Source organism: Paenibacillus sp. HWE-109 (assembly GCF_022163125.1).
In the GTDB taxonomy this organism is placed as follows: domain Bacteria; phylum Bacillota; class Bacilli; order Paenibacillales; family NBRC-103111; genus Paenibacillus_E.
Map to the genome: position 1 here is coordinate 7,051,615 of NZ_CP091881.1, position 17,930 is coordinate 7,069,544.

The 17,930-nt window shown below is 42.1% G+C and carries 14 protein-coding genes; 11 read left to right on the forward strand and 3 right to left on the reverse strand.

Features of this window, described 5'->3' with window-relative positions:
* The first annotated feature begins 67 nt into the window (after nucleotides 1–67).
* Nucleotides 68–607, forward strand: a complete 540-nt coding sequence (locus tag LOZ80_RS30210) for a stalk domain-containing protein (protein WP_238168073.1) — start codon at nucleotides 68–70, stop codon at nucleotides 605–607.
* A gap of 3 nt (nucleotides 608–610) precedes the next feature.
* Here the strand turns inward: LOZ80_RS30210 and LOZ80_RS30215 are convergent, their stop codons facing one another.
* Nucleotides 611–2,020, reverse strand: a complete 1,410-nt coding sequence (locus LOZ80_RS30215) for a DUF4832 domain-containing protein (RefSeq protein WP_238168074.1) — start codon at nucleotides 2,018–2,020, stop codon at nucleotides 611–613.
* A 240-nt stretch (nucleotides 2,021–2,260) separates the two neighbouring features.
* Here LOZ80_RS30215 and LOZ80_RS30220 point away from each other — a divergent pair, with 240 nt between their 5' ends.
* The 10 genes from LOZ80_RS30220 to LOZ80_RS30265 all read left to right on the forward strand — a co-directional run bounded on the left by LOZ80_RS30220 (nucleotide 2,261) and on the right by LOZ80_RS30265 (nucleotide 15,410).
* The gene (locus tag LOZ80_RS30220) at nucleotides 2,261–4,444 is read left to right on the forward strand and encodes an NAD-dependent epimerase/dehydratase family protein (protein WP_238168075.1); all 2,184 of its coding nucleotides are present in this window, start codon (nucleotides 2,261–2,263) and stop codon (nucleotides 4,442–4,444) included.
* The gene (locus LOZ80_RS30225; protein WP_238168076.1) at nucleotides 4,437–5,330 is read left to right on the forward strand and encodes a hypothetical protein; all 894 of its coding nucleotides are present in this window, start codon (nucleotides 4,437–4,439) and stop codon (nucleotides 5,328–5,330) included. The genes LOZ80_RS30220 and LOZ80_RS30225 overlap by 8 nt, the downstream gene beginning before the upstream one ends.
* A gap of 3 nt (nucleotides 5,331–5,333) precedes the next feature.
* Nucleotides 5,334–7,187, forward strand: a complete 1,854-nt coding sequence (locus LOZ80_RS30230) for a DUF2194 domain-containing protein (protein WP_238168077.1) — start codon at nucleotides 5,334–5,336, stop codon at nucleotides 7,185–7,187.
* A complete protein-coding gene (gene pelF / locus LOZ80_RS30235; protein WP_238168078.1) occupies nucleotides 7,184–8,614 on the forward strand; it encodes a GT4 family glycosyltransferase PelF in 1,431 nt (476 codons plus the stop codon). Before LOZ80_RS30230 ends, pelF begins: the two co-directional genes overlap by 4 nt.
* Entirely contained in the window at nucleotides 8,595–10,022 is a 1,428-nt protein-coding gene (gene pelG / locus LOZ80_RS30240; protein WP_238168079.1) for an exopolysaccharide Pel transporter PelG, read from the forward strand. Before pelF ends, pelG begins: the two co-directional genes overlap by 20 nt.
* A gap of 82 nt (nucleotides 10,023–10,104) precedes the next feature.
* Complete coding sequence (locus tag LOZ80_RS30245; RefSeq protein ID WP_238168080.1) at nucleotides 10,105–11,775, forward strand: CotH kinase family protein; 1,671 nt, start codon at nucleotides 10,105–10,107, stop codon at nucleotides 11,773–11,775.
* Between the two features lie 24 nt (nucleotides 11,776–11,799).
* Nucleotides 11,800–13,398 carry a CotH kinase family protein gene (locus LOZ80_RS30250; RefSeq protein ID WP_238168081.1) on the forward strand — a complete coding sequence of 533 codons (1,599 nt, stop codon included), beginning with the start codon at nucleotides 11,800–11,802 and terminating at the stop codon, nucleotides 13,396–13,398.
* A 35-nt stretch (nucleotides 13,399–13,433) separates the two neighbouring features.
* Nucleotides 13,434–14,129, forward strand: a complete 696-nt coding sequence (locus LOZ80_RS30255; protein WP_238168082.1) for a polyphosphate polymerase domain-containing protein — start codon at nucleotides 13,434–13,436, stop codon at nucleotides 14,127–14,129.
* Nucleotides 14,130–14,153: 24 nt separating this feature from the next.
* On the forward strand, nucleotides 14,154–14,843 hold the full coding sequence (locus LOZ80_RS30260) for a DUF4956 domain-containing protein (protein ID WP_238168083.1): 690 nt from the start codon (nucleotides 14,154–14,156) through the stop codon (nucleotides 14,841–14,843).
* Nucleotides 14,844–14,972: 129 nt separating this feature from the next.
* Complete coding sequence (locus tag LOZ80_RS30265; RefSeq protein ID WP_238168084.1) at nucleotides 14,973–15,410, forward strand: GNAT family N-acetyltransferase; 438 nt, start codon at nucleotides 14,973–14,975, stop codon at nucleotides 15,408–15,410.
* A gap of 595 nt (nucleotides 15,411–16,005) precedes the next feature.
* Here the strand turns inward: LOZ80_RS30265 and LOZ80_RS30270 are convergent.
* Both LOZ80_RS30270 and LOZ80_RS30275 read right to left on the reverse strand, forming a co-directional pair.
* On the reverse strand, nucleotides 16,006–17,148 hold the full coding sequence (locus tag LOZ80_RS30270) for a sensor histidine kinase (protein WP_238168085.1): 1,143 nt from the start codon (nucleotides 17,146–17,148) through the stop codon (nucleotides 16,006–16,008).
* Nucleotides 17,145–17,822, reverse strand: a complete 678-nt coding sequence (locus tag LOZ80_RS30275) for a response regulator transcription factor (protein WP_238168086.1) — start codon at nucleotides 17,820–17,822, stop codon at nucleotides 17,145–17,147. Before LOZ80_RS30275 ends, LOZ80_RS30270 begins: the two co-directional genes overlap by 4 nt.
* Nucleotides 17,823–17,930 lie beyond the last annotated feature (108 nt).

The window sequence follows — 17,930 nt, forward strand, 5'->3', positions numbered from 1 at the left end:
TTTTCCCGAATGATAGGCTTAGAAAAAAAACAATTGAAATTATTAGAAAACTAAAGGGGTTTTTATATTGAAAAGGAAAATATTATCGGCATTTTTGCTTATCCTTACGCTTGGACTAGCAGCCACAATTGTTGTTCGCGCTGCCTCTGATATTCGTATTGTTATTGATGGAAAACCGGTAGACTCCAACGTAGAGATCGTTAATGATAGCAGCTATGTTCCTCTTCGCTCTATTGCAGAAATGTTTGGCGCTAATGTTGAGTGGGACAACTCTTCGCGCACGATCAACATTGTTTCCCATAGACGTATGCTGAATGATATATCTGCCGTTTATAAAGAGGATGGCATCACTTTCTCCAATGTCTCCTTGATGAATAAAGAATATGGTTGGGAGATTACGACAGATGTTTGGAACGGCCAGGATATTGCTTACCGCGGTCTTCATTTCAAGGCGAGTTTCTTTGATCAGCATGATCGTTTGCTTGGCACCTCTGATGGATACTTGTTCGACCTTAAACCAGGCGTTACGAAAGTAGCTAATCTTGTCACCACGGATGATCTAACCGACTACAAATATGTTCAATTTCAACTCGACCTTACCTACTGAAGCTTACTCGACATTAACGATGCCCAATGTATATCGGCCATCTGCCCGCTTGCCTTGGATCGCCAAATCGATACCAGGGCTGCCTTTTTCGGGATCTAGGATACTTACGCACAATGTATATTTACCAACTGGCAGCGTCCCAGGGATATTCAAGCTTGCTGTGGATTTCTGTGTACCAGGCAGCCATCTCCGGATATCCACTTGTGCGTTTTCCTTATAAACAATCTTCCCATCTTTATCCGCCAATGAAAATTCAAGCGGCCAATTGTAATAGAAAGGCGCCACACCTTTATTCTCCATAATTGTATTAACTACAAGCTTTTCACTTCGCTTCACTTTTGCTTGATGTGTTTCTGTTTTAAGAACGAATCGATACCCCATTGTATTCAACAGACGATCTATATTCCCTTGATATTTACCCTTTTCTGTATCAAGTAACGGTACATTGGGGCCAAGCCAGGTTGTATGACTCGCCTTCGCCTGCGCTAGCGTTTCTTCAATCGTTTTGTTTGTAATGTACTTCGTATCATCTTCGGAAAAAGCAAACTCTCCACCGCTAGGCGCGTAGATCCAATGCTCCGGCATAGCTGGCATCTTCTCTTCTGTCAACCAAGAAGTATAGCCATTATTAATCCAATCCACAAAGCCAGCCGTGGTTTCCTCTTTATCACCAAACACATCATTAAATAAACCCATATGATTGGTTTTCGCAATGTCATGAGGCCTTCTCATGAGCAGAGGCTTGTCAGGAAACCCCTGTATGTACGCTTCTACATATTGATCCGTAACTGCAATCTTGGGAAATGCTTCTGCCACTCCGCCATCACCGTCTTTGGTATGCCACTCTCCCCAGTGTCCCACACTGCCCAGTTCCACAAAGGCGATCCGGGCATCCCGGTTGTACCGCTCTCCCAACTTTCGAATCAACTTTTGATGTTCCTCGATTAATGTCTTGTTATCGTAGTTTGGACTAAACCCCTGTCCGTAACTTGTCTTGTACCACGTGCCTTCTTCCCCGATTTCCTTGTATAACCAATCCGGAATATCCATATGCTTACTATCCGTAGGATCATCTAATATAAGACGGAAAATAATCTTTACATTTTGACTCGTCCATTTCTTGAATTGATTCTTTTCCTCGAGTTGGTCGAAGGTGTAGACGCCCTTGGTCGCCTCGATGTCCCTCCACGTAAAATCGAAGAAGACAAGTCGATGAGGCTGTTTATAAGGCCCCCAGCGTGCATCAGGAGCAAACCCCATGTAGGGGTTATTTAGAACACTACTCACTTCAGTCGGAGTAAACTTAACGGTTGCTCTCCTTTTAACCTCAGCGTTCACTAGACTTATAGTAACTGATAATACAATGACAGAAAGAAAAATAACCATTCCTAACGTTCTATATTTGCGCTTCATTTATATTCGCCTTCCTAATCTCTGTTATTTGGACATATTTTACGCTAAATCGCAGCAATATGCGAGATAAGTACCGATTGTTCTCAAAATATTAACGGATGTAACTTTAATTTATAAAGATTCAACAAAGTTTACATAAATTTATTGTTTTTCAACAAAAAACAACATAGAATAGTCTTTTAGAACTATGTCTATATAGGTCTACAACATCAAATTTAGAAGTCACGAGGTGTTTTTTTAATGAGAGTTTTAGTCACTGGAGGTCTTGGCTTTATTGGATCCCACGTTGCAGAGCGTTTCTACAAAGAAGGTCATCAAATTTACATCATAGATAATCTATCCTCAGGAAATTCTGACAACCTCAATATCCCGTACAAACTATATTCGTTAAATGTGGAAAGTTCCAAATGCGCAGAAGTATTCAATAGCCATAAATTCGATATAGTGATTCATCTTGCTGCGCAAATCAACGTTGCCACATCTTTGGACAATCCTTATTTAGATGCCAAATCAAATATTCTCGGCTTAAACAATATGCTCAATCTCTCGGCCAAGTATGGTGTCAAAAAGTTTATATTTGCCTCCTCCGCAGCCGTTTATGGCATGAATGAACAAACACCGCTCAAAGAAGAAGAGGTTTGCAATCCACTCTCACCTTATGGGATGAATAAATTACTCGGAGAATACTATTGCAAAAAATTCACTGAGTTATATGGACTCGATACTCTTTGCTTCCGGTTTTCTAACGTATATGGCCCTAGGCAGGGAACCATTGGTGAAGGCGGCGTTGTGTCCATTTATTTAGAACGCATGTTCAACGATCAGGAGCTTCTTGTCTTTGGCGATGGGAATCAGACGCGTGATTTCATTTATGTTGAAGATGTCGCGGATGCTATCTATCGCGGAGTAGAGAGCGAGTACAAGGACGTTCTTAACTTATCCACCAATACGGAGAAAAGCGTGAACGAACTGCTTGGCATCTTTCAAGAGCTTCACCCGGTCAAAGGCGTGGTGTACCGCGAAGCACGCAAAGGCGATATTTACCGCTCGAGCCTGGATAATACCAAAGTTAAACGTCAACTCGATTGGGTTCCCATGTATAGCCTCAAAGAAGGGTTAACCAAGACGTATGAATGGTTTGCAGCGCAGCAGAAAAAGCCGGAGCAAAAGAAACAGGATAAACCCTCATCCAAATTATTCACTTCTCTGAAACCTGCTCTACCCTACATCGAGAACTTTGCTGCCTTTGGTGTTGTAACAGCTCTAACGATCGGCACACAATCCGATCTGCAAAGCTATCAATTGGATTATAAACTCATCTATATCCTTGTGATCAGTATGCTCTATGGCACTAGGCAGTCTATCATTTCCTTCGCCTTGTCTTCTCTCCTCTTCCTTGGGATGAGCCTCTATAACGGGCGCGACTTGATCTCGTTTATCTATGACTCACAAAGTATGGTTACCTTAGCTGCTTATCTCTTTATTGGGATTGTGGTCGGGTATACGGTAGATCGCAAAAACAGTGAAATCAAAACGGCCAAAATTGAAGTCGTAGCAAGCGAAGAGCGTAATGAATTCTTAAGTGAAATCTACAATGATACTCGGCTTGTCAAAGAAGAGCTGCAGAATCAGATCATGAATACCGAAGACAGCTTCGGCAAAATCTATAATATTACCAAAGAATTAGATAGTCTCGAACCCGAGTTAATCTTTAATTCAGCCATTAGCGTATTGGAACAAATTATGAAGTCCAACTCGATTTCCATCTATTCCTTTAATAAATACGGCAATTTCTTACGGCTTACAGCCAAATCCAAAGTAACTGAGATGCAACTGGCTAAATCGATGAAGGTGGCCGACTTTTCACATCTGCAGCAGTTAGTTGAAAGCAAGAGCCTATACAGTAATAAAGCATTAGATCAAAATATTCCTGTCCTATCAGCGCCAATTATGGATCATGATCGTATCATTGCGGTCGTCAATCTGCATCAACTGCCTTTTGAGAATTTCACTTTATACTACCAAAATCTCTTTAAAGTTGCTGTAGAACTAATCTCTGCCTCTTTATCCAAAGCCAACCGTTATCTGGAGGCTACGCAAAGTGAACGTTACATAGACGGAACAGAAATACTTACGGAAGAGGCCTTCTTCACGGTTCTAGACAGTAAAAAACAAACGAAAATCAAACAAAATATAGAATATACGCTATTGGTTATTCCTCATACGGATATTCAAGTGGAAGAACTATCTACTAAAGTCAGCTCTTTTTTACGTGAGACCGATGTGATTGGGAAAGGGCCCGACGGCCGTTACTATATCCTGCTATCGAACTCTGAGCAGCAGGATGCTGCGATTGTTACGGAGCGCATAACGAAATCAGGAATTACTCCTATAATTCTGAAAGAGGAACTACTTTATGCTTGAACTGATCCTTCTGGGCATTTATCTACTAATCATTGGTATCTACATCCTGAAGTTTTATAAGAAGTACACCAAAGAGCGGGCGTTAACTCATCTTGCCATTCTGGTTCTACTGCCCTTTGCAGGAGCATTGATGCTTGCTTTCTCTTCCTTGACATTGCGAAGAAAGTCGCAAAAAGCTTTTAGTTCCTTCTCCGATGAGGATATCTCTCCACAAACTTCATCACTTGGCATATACAACAGGATCGACGTCAAAAAGGAAATTAATATTGTTCCAATTGAAGAAGCTTTGCTGCTTAATGACACTTCGACAAAGCGGCGTATGCTGATCGATGCGTTGAAAAATGATTCCATTGAATACATTGGTATTCTGCAAAAAGCTTTAGAAAATGAAGATACGGAAACCTCTCATTATGCAGCCACAGCTGTATTAGAAATCAAGCGCAAGCTGATGCTTACTAAGCAGAAATTCGCAGTTCAATACGAAGAAAATAAATTGGACTTAGAAACATTGATTCCTTATGTCAATGTATTGAAGAGCTATCTGACAAGCGGTTTCTTGGATGAGCGGACACTTATTAAGACCAAGCATACCTATTCCCAAGTGCTAGAGAGCCTGTTGTCCGTTTATACCGAAGAGGAGTCCTATTTTGTCGATAAGATCGAATGTGATCTGGAAATCGGAAATGTCGATAAAGCGCGAAGCATGTGTGTAACTTTCCACCAAGCGCATCCTAACAGTGAAGCTCCTTATTTAGTTTCGATGAAAACACATTACACATTAAGAAACAACGAGCGTTTCCAAGAAAGCCTAAACGGCTTGAAAAACTCACCCATTCGCTTGTCCAACCAAGCCTTAAATATCGTCCGATTCTGGTCAGGAGTATAAGTAATGAAAACCTTTGATTATTTCAAACGAACGGCCCTTGTCGTGTTCCTAATCATCGTTGTCCTAGGAATATCCATTGAAACGGTCCGTTCGGAATTCTTGTTCAAATTAACTACAAATACGAATGCCTCAACAACGGTAGCAGCTTCATCACTTCATGGTCTCGATCAACAAGCATTCAATGAGCTCAACAACGAGAATTTCCTCATCCTTTTCGACAAGGAAGAAGGAATCAGTCCGAAACTAGCAAGTAACCTTGCTTATACAATTAATTATATGAAAAAGAAATCTCAAAACGTGGAAGCCAAGCTATTTGATGGCAAAACCAAGGGCTTTGAAACGATTATTATTGCCCTGCAGGATTTATCCAAAATCGAGAATTTGGACGCCATAATGACATACGTTAACGACGGGGGCCGCGTATTTTTTGCCGAAAGTCCTTTGGTAGACGATAGTTTATATACGATTTACCGGAAGCTTGGCATCAACTCCATTGGTCCCTATGTCAATGAGAAAGGAATTAAGATTACATCCAATATTTTGATAAAAGCCAAGGGCATGGAATTCAAAGGGGATTTCATTGAAAATGCCATGGTATTCTTTGAACTTAACAACAATAGCAAAATCCATGCTGTAACCGATAAGAATAATCCTTTGATCTGGGAATACACGTATGGCAAAGGGAAGTTTATAGTATACAACGGCTCTACGCTCCAAGAAAAAACTAGCCGTGGGCTCGTTGCAGGAGCTCTAAGTTTAATCAATGACAACTTTATCTATCCGATTATTAATTCCAAAGTCGCTTATATTGATGATTTTCCCGCTCCCTTCGGAGATGGTAAAGCAACCAACATTTATAAGGAATACGGGAGAACCAACCAGAGATTCTATCGCGACATTTGGTGGCCCGATATGATCAAAATCGCCAAAAATCGAGATCTTATCTACACAGGTGTTCTGATTGAGAATTATAATGACACCATTAAGCCGCCCTTCAATATTTCAGTTGGACAGGAAAAAGAAAATTTAATTATTTATGGGAGAGAACTCCTGAAATTAGGCGGTGAATTAGGTTTGCATGGATATAACCATCAGTCTCTAGTCGCCACCTATTCTAAATCTACGGAGAATTCCCTTTCAGAGGGTTACAAGCTTTGGGAGTCTCAAGAAGATATGCAAGCTTCCCTTACCGAAGCAAATAACTATTTTTCTAATATTTATCCTAAGTACAAAATAAATACCTATGTGCCTCCATCCAATATCCTGAGTGCGGAAGGAAGGGATGCATTAAAGAAATCGCTGCCAGATCTCAAAATTATCGCCTCTCTCTATAGTGAAGATCCCTACGATAAATCGTATGTTCAGGAATATAAAAAAAGCGATGATGGCATTCTTGAACTCCCTCGTGTCTCTTCCGGCTATCATTATAACCAAGTCATGAACTGGGACATCTTCAATGCGATTACATCCATCGGCGTATTCTCTCACTTTATCCATCCTGACGATGTATTGGACCCGGCAAGAACACAAAATAAATCATGGGATCAATTATACAAAGAATTCGATGAAACCATGGAGCTCATTTACAGTAAATATGGTTGGTTACGCGCTATGACGGCCTCCGATGCCGGAAGAACTTTCGAAGATTACTTAAATAGCGAAGTTGTTTTCAAAAAGGATAAGAATAAGATCGACGGATATGTCAATAACTTTCACGGTGAACTCTATTATATCCTGCGCACGACAGGTAAAATCGGTAAATTAGATCACTGTCTGGTTACATTAATCGATACTAACACGTACATTGTGCAGGCTAAAGCAGCACATTTTGCCATAGAGTTGGGAGATCAGTCATGAAAATTTGTATTCTTGCTGAGGGGTCCTACCCTTACATTACGGGTGGCGTCTCCAGTTGGATTCATAGCTTAATCACGAATATGCCAGAGCATGAATTTATCCTTTACGTGATCGGAGCCGAAGAGAAATCACGCGGGAAATTCAAATATACGCTGCCTCACAATGTCATTGAAGTTCGTGAGACCTTCTTGGATACTTTTTTGAATGAAGAAGAAGTCTGGGGGAAGCGCTACAAGATTTCAAAAAGTGAGCGTGAAACCCTTTACTCCTTTTTAGCTGGCGAGAAAATCATCTGGGGAGACCTGTTTACCTTTTTGCTTAGCAATCAGATTAAATCTGTGTCTGAATTTCTTACTAGCAAAGATTTCTTCGACATTATGTACGAAGTCTGTCAGCAGCGTTACTCCCAAATTCCATTTACGGAGATGTACTGGACAATGCGTTCCATGATTCTCCCCTTGTTTTTGACAATTCGGAACCCTATGCCGGAAGCGGATCTCTACCATAGCGTTGCAACTGGTTATGCCGGTGTTCTCGGTTCCCTGGGTAAGCATCTGTATAATAAGCCCTTCTTGCTTACCGAGCATGGTATCTACACACGAGAACGGGAAGAAGAAATTATCAAAGCAGACTGGGTCAAGGGGTACTTCAAAGACGTATGGATCGAATACTTCTACAGCTTATCTAACTGCGCCTATTCCTATACGGATCAAGTGATTTCATTATTCAATCGCAACAAAGAAATTCAAGAAGAACTCGGCTGCAATGGTAACAAAATTACGATTATTCCTAATGGTGTTCAGTCCAGTGACTACGATTACCTTCAGCAAAAAGAGAATGACGAAGAGATCTCCATAGGCGCTATCGTTCGAATTGTCCCGATCAAAGATATCAAAACGATGATTCAAAGCTTCGCTATCGTCAAGCACACCATACCGAATGCCAAATTCTATATCTTTGGGCCAACAGATGAAGATGAAGAGTATTACGAGGAATGCTTGCAACTTGTACAGGAGCTTGGTACGGAAGACATCATATTTACAGGCAGTATTAACGTTCGGGAGTATATCGGAAAGATGGATATTCTTGCTCTCACCAGTATAAGTGAAGGCCAGCCTCTTGCTGTGCTTGAAGGATTAGCAGCAAGCAAACCCTTTGTAACAACCGACGTAGGCAGTTGTCGTGAGTTGCTCTATGGCAACCAGGATGATTTTGGCCCGGCAGGCATTGTAGAGCCCGTCATGCATTATGAGAAATTGGGTTTAGCCATCATTTCATTATGTCAGAATAAGCAACTTCGTGAGCAAATGGGTCTGAATGGCAAGCGGAGAGTATCCGCCCTCTACTCCAGGGATCGGTTCATCGAAGGTTATCGGACTATTTATAGCGATTACGAAAGGAGTTTATATGGCAGGGATCGGTTTTGAACTAAGAAAGCTCTTTCGGAAAAAAAGTCTCTTTACTAATATCCGGGCTTACGCCTATTCCTCATTAGTTACCATTGGCCCTATGCTTCTTTGCATGGTCATGGTAGCTGTCATGCAGAAACTACAAAGCTATGTAGAAATGCCGTTTGCTCAGAAAGAATTATTTTTAGCCGGTTCGCAGTACGCTTTTGTATTCTCGCTGCTGATTACCAGCGGATTTGTCATGCTGCTCTCACGCTATGTGGCCGACCGTTTATATGAGAAGAAATATGATGACTTGCTGCCTTCATTGTATGGCGTAATGGCGATATGCCTGCTAGTTGGAGGAATAGTTGGATTTATCTTTTTATTCCGTTCTCCACTTTCTCTAGCCTTTAAAATCACTGGATATTTACTATTCATGGAACTTATTGTGATTTGGTTATTAACTGTCTATGTGTCGGCGTTGAAAGACTATATCCGGATTGTCAAAAGTTTCTTATACGGCGCTATTATTACCATTTTAAGCGGAGTTATCTTCCTTATATTCTTAGGTATCAAAGATGCCTCGGCCACCATCGCTGCCATGGATATAGGGTTCCTTACGACCTTAATTTTATTGATGACCCATATTGAAGGTTATTTCCCCCAAGGCGGAACAAGATATTTTCATTTTTTAACGTATATCACGAAATTGCCTGCCGTCTTTGCCATTGGTTTCATTTCCACACTCGGCATTTATGTGCACAACTTTATTTACTGGGGAAGCCACATGAGCATTACCGTGGGTGACACTTTTAGGTTCTCGCCCTCCTACGATGTTCCTGTTTTCTTTGCCTTCTTATCGGTCATACCGACAATGGTTATCTTTGTTGTTTCCGTAGAGACATCCTTTTACGAAAAATTCAGAAGCTATTACGCCGTTATTTTGGGCTCCGGCACGATTCAAGATATCACGCGTGCCAAGAAAGAAATGAACGAAGTGCTTTTACAGGAACTAAGTTTCATTATGCAAATTCAGCTCTTCTTCTCACTCTTTGCTATGGCTGTGGGGATTAAACTTTTGCCGAAAATTGGCCAAACCGCAGAGCAAATTGACTCTTTTAATATTCTCGTGCTAGGTGATTGTTTGTATATCTTGATGTATGTAATTGTCTTGCTTCTACTTTATTTCGATGATCGGAAGGGGGCAATCCTTACCTCGTCACTCTTTCTGGCAGCAAACATAATTACTACACCCATCATTATGCAGACAGGGCACCATGGGTTAGGGCTTCTTATTTCTGCTGCTATTGCTGTTGGGGTAGCCATCATGAGACTTCTTTACATCCTTGACAACATTGATTATTACACCTATTGTGCACAACCTTTGGTCGTCAAAGAGAAACAACCCATTTTCAAAAAAATTATGAACCGTATTCGTTTATAACTGATAGGAGATAGTCATGCGATATACCTGGAGTAAGCTATCAATAACCTTAATCCTCATTTCCCTACTGGTTACAGGCTGCTTGGGAAGCAAGCCAACAAGTGAAGAGAACAGTGCCAAAGGTCTACCAGGAAATGATAGCCCTACACACATTACTTCTAAATCACCTGATTTGAAAGAAAGCCGAGCTATCTATGAACTGGATAAATCGGATGGCCTTCATATTATGTACGTAACCATCTTGAAGAGCGGTTCTTCCAAAAATAAACCCGTCTTTTCTTTTAGTGAGATGAATAACACAAGCGGCCGAATGCCTGATAATGAAGCCGATCCACAAGTTGAGGTTATCATCCAAGAAGGCGACGAGACTGGCCCTGTAAAGGGTGGAATTGGCTTCAATGAGAAAACAGCGAATGCAACGCTCGAGATTCGAGGAAATACATCCCGCGCCGCAAATCAAAAATCGTATAAAATCAAATTAAACAATAAAGCCGGCTTATGGCAGGAGCATAAAATCCTAAACCTCAATAAGCATGCTTTCGAGTTGTCACGCGTACGCAATAAACTAAGTTTTGACTATCTGAAGCTGATTCCGAATATGTCGAGTTTGCGTACCCATTTCGTTCAATTGAAGGTTAAAGATCTAACGACGACCGTTCCGGCCAAGGAATTCGTTGACTACGGATTGTACACCGATATTGAGCAGCCAGATAAGACTTTCCTCAAGTATCATGGCCTAGACCCTAACGGAAACTTGTATAAAGCAAATAACTTCCTATTCCAAAGATATCCTGATGTTCTGGTAGAAGCTAATGATCCTAGATACAATAAATCAGAATTTGAGAAGATTTTGAAAATCAATGCAAGTGAAAATCACACCAAGTTTTTGCACATGCTGGATGAAGTCAACGATACCTCCAAGAATATTAATGATATTGTTGATACCTACTTTAACCGGGATAACTTTTTGACGTGGATGGCAACGAATATCTTACTTGATAACACAGACACCATTAATCAGAACTACATGTTGTATAGTCCATCAAACTCAGAAACATGGTATTTTTTGCCGTGGGATTATGATGGTGGTTGGGATTGGTACGGTCAAGGACCCAAAGAGACTAAACTTCGTGCTAGCTGGGGGAACGGGATCGCTAATTACTGGGATTCATTATTACAAAGAAGATTTTTTAAAGATCCAGCCAACGTCAAGCAGCTAAATGAAAAAATTGAGGAATTATCCAAGATTATCACAAAAGAACGAACGCAAAGTTTCCTTAACTCTTATCACCCTATCGTGACCAAATTTGTAAATAATGCACCTGATATTAATACGTTGCCGGCTGGTGGTATCAGTTTTTTTGAAAACGAGTATAAGCGACTTGTAAATGTCCCTGAATTGAAAAAGAAGGACTACTACAAATCTCTTGAAAATCCTATGCCGATCTTCCTTGGAGTACCAGAGATCAAAGATAATGTAACAACCTTCTATTGGGATCAATCTTTCGATCTGCAAGGCGATGAACTCAGCTATGACTTTCAACTCAGCAAGGATCCCCAGTTTACTAAAATAGTAGCCGAGCAACCCGGACTAAAAATTGTTCATCATGCAGTTAGCGGATTAACCAAAGGCACTTATTATTGGCGGGTAAGTATCAAAGATAGCAAAGGAAACACTCAGATTCCATTTGATGATTACACAGATGTTTCCAATAACATCTACTATGGAATGCTAGAATACATTGTTAATTAGAAATGCTTACAGCAGGAGGATTTTATGACCAAGTTACATATAAAATGGCTCGTTCTTGTTATGAGTTTGGCCATAGCCGGCATGATCGTTTACTGGTGGCTCTCTCCTGCTGCTGTCGTACCCCATTCATCGAGCGCTCCGCAAAACACACAGCAGGAGCTATCGGTGGCTTCATCGAAATTGCGAATCTCCCTGCCCAGCGGGTTTTACGCAGAAGCGATCTCTCTGGTTCTGGAGACCTCAGGGAAGCAAGATGTCATACGATACACACTTGATGGTTCTGATCCAACCAAAGCTTCTCCTGTCTATAAGGAGTCGCTTTCCATTAAAGAAACGACCGTGCTCAAGGCTAAGGCTTACTCGCCTGACAGTTCATCCAGTCCTCTGGTTACGGCTTCCTATTTCATTGGACAGACACATCCTTTAGCCGTATTCTCACTTTCAACAAACCCTGACAACCTCTGGTCTAATGAAAAGGGGATTTATGTAAAAGGCCCTAAGGCCTCCTCCAAATCGCCATATGAGGGGGCTAACTTCTGGCAGGACTGGAAGATCCCTCTCCATCTCGAATTTTTCGAAAGTGGTGGTTCTCTGAAGTTAGAAAGCGACCTCTCTGCCGAAATATTTGGGGGCAATACAAGGGCGCTTCCCCAGAAAGCATTAGCTCTGACAACCGGGAAGAAAGACGGCCAGAAACTAAATGCGCCTTTATTTCCCGGACAGAATATCCTGTCGCCGCGTTCCATCGTACTAAGGAATTCTGGTCAGGATTTTAGTCAGACACACTTCCGAGATGGGTTAGTAGCTACATTATTGAAAGACACGGGATTAGATGTCCAAGCCTACCGGCCTGTGGTCGTTTACTTGAATGCCCAATACTGGGGAATCCATGATCTACGCGAGAAGATTGACGAATCCTTCCTTGCCTCGCATCACAATGTAGATGAAAAGGACATCGATCTTCTCGAATCCGACGCCATCGTTAAACGCGGGAGCAACAGTACTTACTTGGCGTTGATCAATTACATTCAAACCCATGATCTCAGACAAACTGACGCCTACAATTATGTCAGTAGTCAACTTGATGTCATGAACTTTATGGATTATCACATTGCAGAAACGATTATCGCTAACGTAGATTGGCCTGATCATAACATTCGATATTGGCGAACAAGTGAGGAAGGTAGCAAGTGGAAATGGATTGTCTATGACTCGGATCAAAGCTTCGGGGATCCCGCCACATCTTCTCTCCATCGCATCTTAACGACTAAGAAAAAAAGTAAAGAGAAGGACCTGCTCCTCTCACCGGCAATACTTCAACAGCTTATCAAAAATGATACATTCCGGGAGCAGTTTCTAACACGTTTCGCCTTTCACTTACAGCAAACATTTCAATCCGATCGGGTTATCTCTGTCATTGATGCGATCTACAATCAAATGAAACCAGAGATGGGGCGGCATTTGGACAAATGGGGTGGAAGCATGGCGGAGTGGGAAACGAATGTGGATGGCTTGAGGAAGTTCGCCAAAGAACGTCCATCCTATATGCGCAAGCAGCTTCAGGATGAGTTCCATTTAACAGAAGAGCAGATGCTGAAATATGGTTTAAATCAACAGGATTAACGGTTATTGGAGGTGCAATCATTCAAAGAGGAAATATGAAGCTACGCCATGAGCTTAAATTTTATATTCATTATCATGAATATGTTGCTTTACGCCATAGAATCTCTTCCGTACTAGAGAAAGATCCTCACTCTATTGACGATGATGGCTATGAAATTCGCAGTCTCTATTATGATGACGTCTATGATTCCGCGCTTATGCATAAAAATAGCGGGGTTTTGTTAAGAAACAAGTATCGTATTCGAATTTATAACAAAAGCGATGCCGTTATCCATTTGGAGCGCAAACGAAAGTTCGGGGATTTAATTAATAAAGAGTCCGCACCGCTTACAAGGGAACAAACCAACCGATTGCTAGTCGGTGATAGCGACTTTTTAGAACATTTAGACCATCCCCTTCTGAAAGATTTCCATCAACAAATTAAACTGCATCGTTTGGTGCCAAAATCCATTGTTGATTATAAACGAGAAGCTTATAAGCTAGATTTAAGCGAGGTTCGAGTGACCTTTGATAAAGATCTTAGAGGAAATGTAAGCTCTCTGGATTTATTCGACCCTGAGCTGGTTACGATGGACGCCTTTCAGAAACCTATTCTGGTTATGGAAGTCAAATATAATGAGTTTTTACCTGAATTTGTTCGACGCGCCTTACAGATTACCTCACATCAACGATCGGCCATTTCGAAATATGTCATTTGTCGAGAAATAGCAAAACTCTACTACAGCCATTAGCGTAAAGAAGGGAAAGGTTTTATTATGAACGATTTAGATGAAACATTTGGAGCACGAGATCTTATCAAGAAGAGCATGCTTAAGCTTGACTCTTTCACCGCCATTTCTTATGTAGATTTATTCTGGACTCTTTTGATTTCCCTTTTCATAGGTTTGTTTATTTACTATATTTACAAAAAATCATTTCGTGGTGTTGTGTACAGCCATAGCTACAATATTACCTTCGTAATTATGACGATGATTACATCTTTAATCATTATTACTATCAGTACAAATATCGTCTTGTCTCTAGGGATGGTAGGCGCGCTGAGTATCGTGCGTTTCCGTACAGCCGTGAAAGACCCCGTGGACATTATGTTTATGTATTGGTCCATCTTTGCCGGTATTGCTGCAGGAGCTGGTATGCTGCCCGTTGCTATTTTTGGCTCCATTATTGTAGGTGCAACGATCCTCTTGCTCTCTCGCAAAAAAATTAAAAACTCTACGTACCTGCTGGTCATCCACTATACAGACGAGGCTTATGATGCAGTTAAAGTTCAGGTTGCCAAACTCAAAGGTGTTCTCCGCTCCAAAACAGTGCGTAAAGGCATTACGGAAATGACTGTAGAAATCAAGTTAAAAACCGATAATACTTTTTTTGTCAATGAACTTTCGGAGTTGCCAGGTATTCATGATGTCTCCCTTGTTAACTATAACGGTGATTACGCACCGTAACATTTCTATAGAACCTCATTTGCTTTCAAGCAGATGAGGCTTTTTTACGTTAACAAAATCTAGAACTCATATTCCAATATATGGTATAATTACAGAAACATAGGACACAAGAAAGAAGGCTATTTATTTATGACTTATATCATTCGTGAAGCTACATCCCAAGATACCAAAGAAATTAGCTCCTTTATTTCAGAACGCACCGGGAAAACGATATCCCCTTTGCACATTGAGAACAGGCTGCATTTTATGCGGGAAAATCCCAATGAATCCCTTTATGTATATGAGGAAAAGAATCAGATTCTGGGAACTTTGGGCTTTCGCGTTCGGCATAGCGCAGACACCATTTTTAAATACAGTGAAATCTCTGTAATTTCAGGCGACGAGGCCAACAACCTCCCAGCAGCTGCAGATAAATTGAAAAGCTATGCCGAGCAACTAACGCAGAAGCACGACTGCACAGGGATGTGGTGGATCTCAGGTTCCGAGAAACATAAAGAATTACATGCAGACCGCGAGCCTCTTGGCTTTCATGAGACAGGCTACAAATTCGTTAAGCGTTTTTTATAGCTCACAGGAGTGAGCCTCATGTCATCTGGGTTTAGCACGGAATTCTTGCCTCTGCGTAGCCGCCTTTTCCTTGCTTTTTTTATCCTGCTTTGTGGGGCAAAAGATCAACTGATGGTTGATATCCAAAAACAACGAATACGCGAGGATTATTAAGAAAATGTAAAGCTAGGCTCTCTAGAACCCATATAACCAAATATTCTGAATATTTACAATATTAAAACAATAGATTAATATAAGGACAAGCTTACTTGAAGGACAAGCCGGACAGATGGTACGGCATTCGGAGAGTAGCGAGGATACCCTAACTAAGGAAGGGGATAGTCCAATGGACCACGTTAGCGAAGCATGTCCACTTTTCCTTCAAACGACAGAAGAAAAGGTGCGGGAACGGTAACGTTCATCGGACATGTGGGAATCCAACCGGTAAATGTGAATAGCGTTTATTCGAGGAAAGGATCCGTAAGTACGTAATGTCGTAATTTCAACGTCAGTTGGTTGATTGGAGTGTGTGTAGGTACAATTGAATACTATGAATGAACCTTAGGGGCCTCCGGTTATCTCAGATAAGCGGGGGTCCCTATTTGTGTTCAAGAACTTAGTTGGGTAAGGACAAACGAACAATAAACGTCGTCCTCTTCTCAGGCTCACTTTCTACGGCAATCGAGCCTCCATGCATATCGATGATCTTTTTCACAATAGACAAGCCCAGTCCATTTCCACCTGAAAGTCGGTTTCTCGACTTATCTGCCTTGTAGAAGCGTTCAAATATGTGGGGCAGATCCTCCTCCGATATATGGACGCCATTATTGGAAATGCGAACAATCGCTTCTTCTTGGCTTGCCGTAATATGAACGCCTATCGTACCGCCAAATGGCGCGAATTTAATCGCATTATGAATGAGATTTGTCCATACCTGACTAAGCAAGTCAGCATCCGCCGACAGGGTTACTGCCTCTAATTCGATGTCCATCTCAATTTCTTTATCCACCCACTGTGGTTCACAAGCCAGAATGTGATTGCGAATTTGTTTGTCTAACCGGTAGCTGGTCGGTTCAAAAGGATGATGCTGCGATTCCAGTGAGGTCAGCTTGAGCAAATTGTCGCTAAGTTTCGAGAGCCTTGTACTCTCTGCTTCAATAATCTCCAGATAGTGCTTTCGCTCTTCCGGAGAAATCTGCTCATTCTGCAGCGCCCTTGAGAAACCGCTGATAGAAGTAAGCGGAGACTGAATCTCATGAGAGACATTGGATATGAATTCCTGTCTCATTTTCTCCAGCTGCCCCAGCTCGACTGCCATGTTATTAATAGACTCTACCAGTTCGTTGAAAGGCCCATTATCATGCAAGTCCTCTTCCACAGAAACATTGAAATCTCCTCGGGACATGCTGCGAATGGCCTCAATCATTTTTTGGAAAAAGATCATTTGTTTATTGCGAAAAAACCGGCCCATAATGGCCATGGTAACGCCCCACAGGAACATCCCGCCTATCGAATTAATGAGCTGCACGACTACCTCTGCAGGACGCATGTTAAGGTAGTCATATAACCAAGAAGTTCCGTAGAACAAAGCGAGCCAATACCCAACAATCAGAGTAAATATGCCTAGAGCAAATAGGGAGCCCCTAATAAATTGCATGGCCGAATGCTTGGTTATCGGCTTCTTTCTGCGCTCTCGGCGCCCCTTGCGCCATTCTCGCTCTGCTCTCGCTTCTTGCTCCTGGCGTTTCTCCCCGTTCATGATCGCAGGACCTCCATCCGATACCCTAGCCCCCTGATCGTCGCAATGCGAAAAGCATGCTGCTCCTCCGGGAAGCGTTCCCGCAGGCGGTTGATATGGACGTCAACGGTACGCTCGTTGCCTTCATAATCAAACCCCCAGATCTGCTCGATGAGCTGGTCACGGGAAAAGGTTTTTCCCGGGTAGCTCGCCAGCTTGTAGAGCAGTTCGAATTCTTTGAGCGGCAGGGTGACGCTCTCCGTGCCAGCCGTTATCTCGAAGGTTTTGCGATTCATGCTGAGATCGCCGACCTGCACGGTCTGGGACGAAGCAATTTTATAACGCTTCAGCAGCGCCTTGACCCGCATGGCCAGCTCCATGGGCTCGAAAGGCTTGACGAGGTAATCGTCTGTGCCCAGCTCGAAGCCCTTGACCTTCTGCGAGGTCTCGCCTTTGGCGGTGAGCATCAGCAGCGGGAGATCATAATGCTCCCGCAGCTCCTTGCACAGCTCCCAGCCGTCCATATTGGGCATCATGATATCCATGATCACCAGATCTACCTGGACGGTCTCGAGCAGTTTGAGCGCTTCTGCGCCGTCCGAGGCTTCGACAACATCGAAGCCCTCATTCTGCATGAATACGCGGATCAGTTCGCGGATATAAGGATCATCATCAACAATCAGAATTGGAGCCATCTGCCTCAAGCCTCGCTTTTATTAGAATCTTCGCCGAATTGACTTTAACCTTATTTTAGCATAGAACGCTTGGCTTACTTAGCTAGTGCCGTTGGATGTACTTAGCAT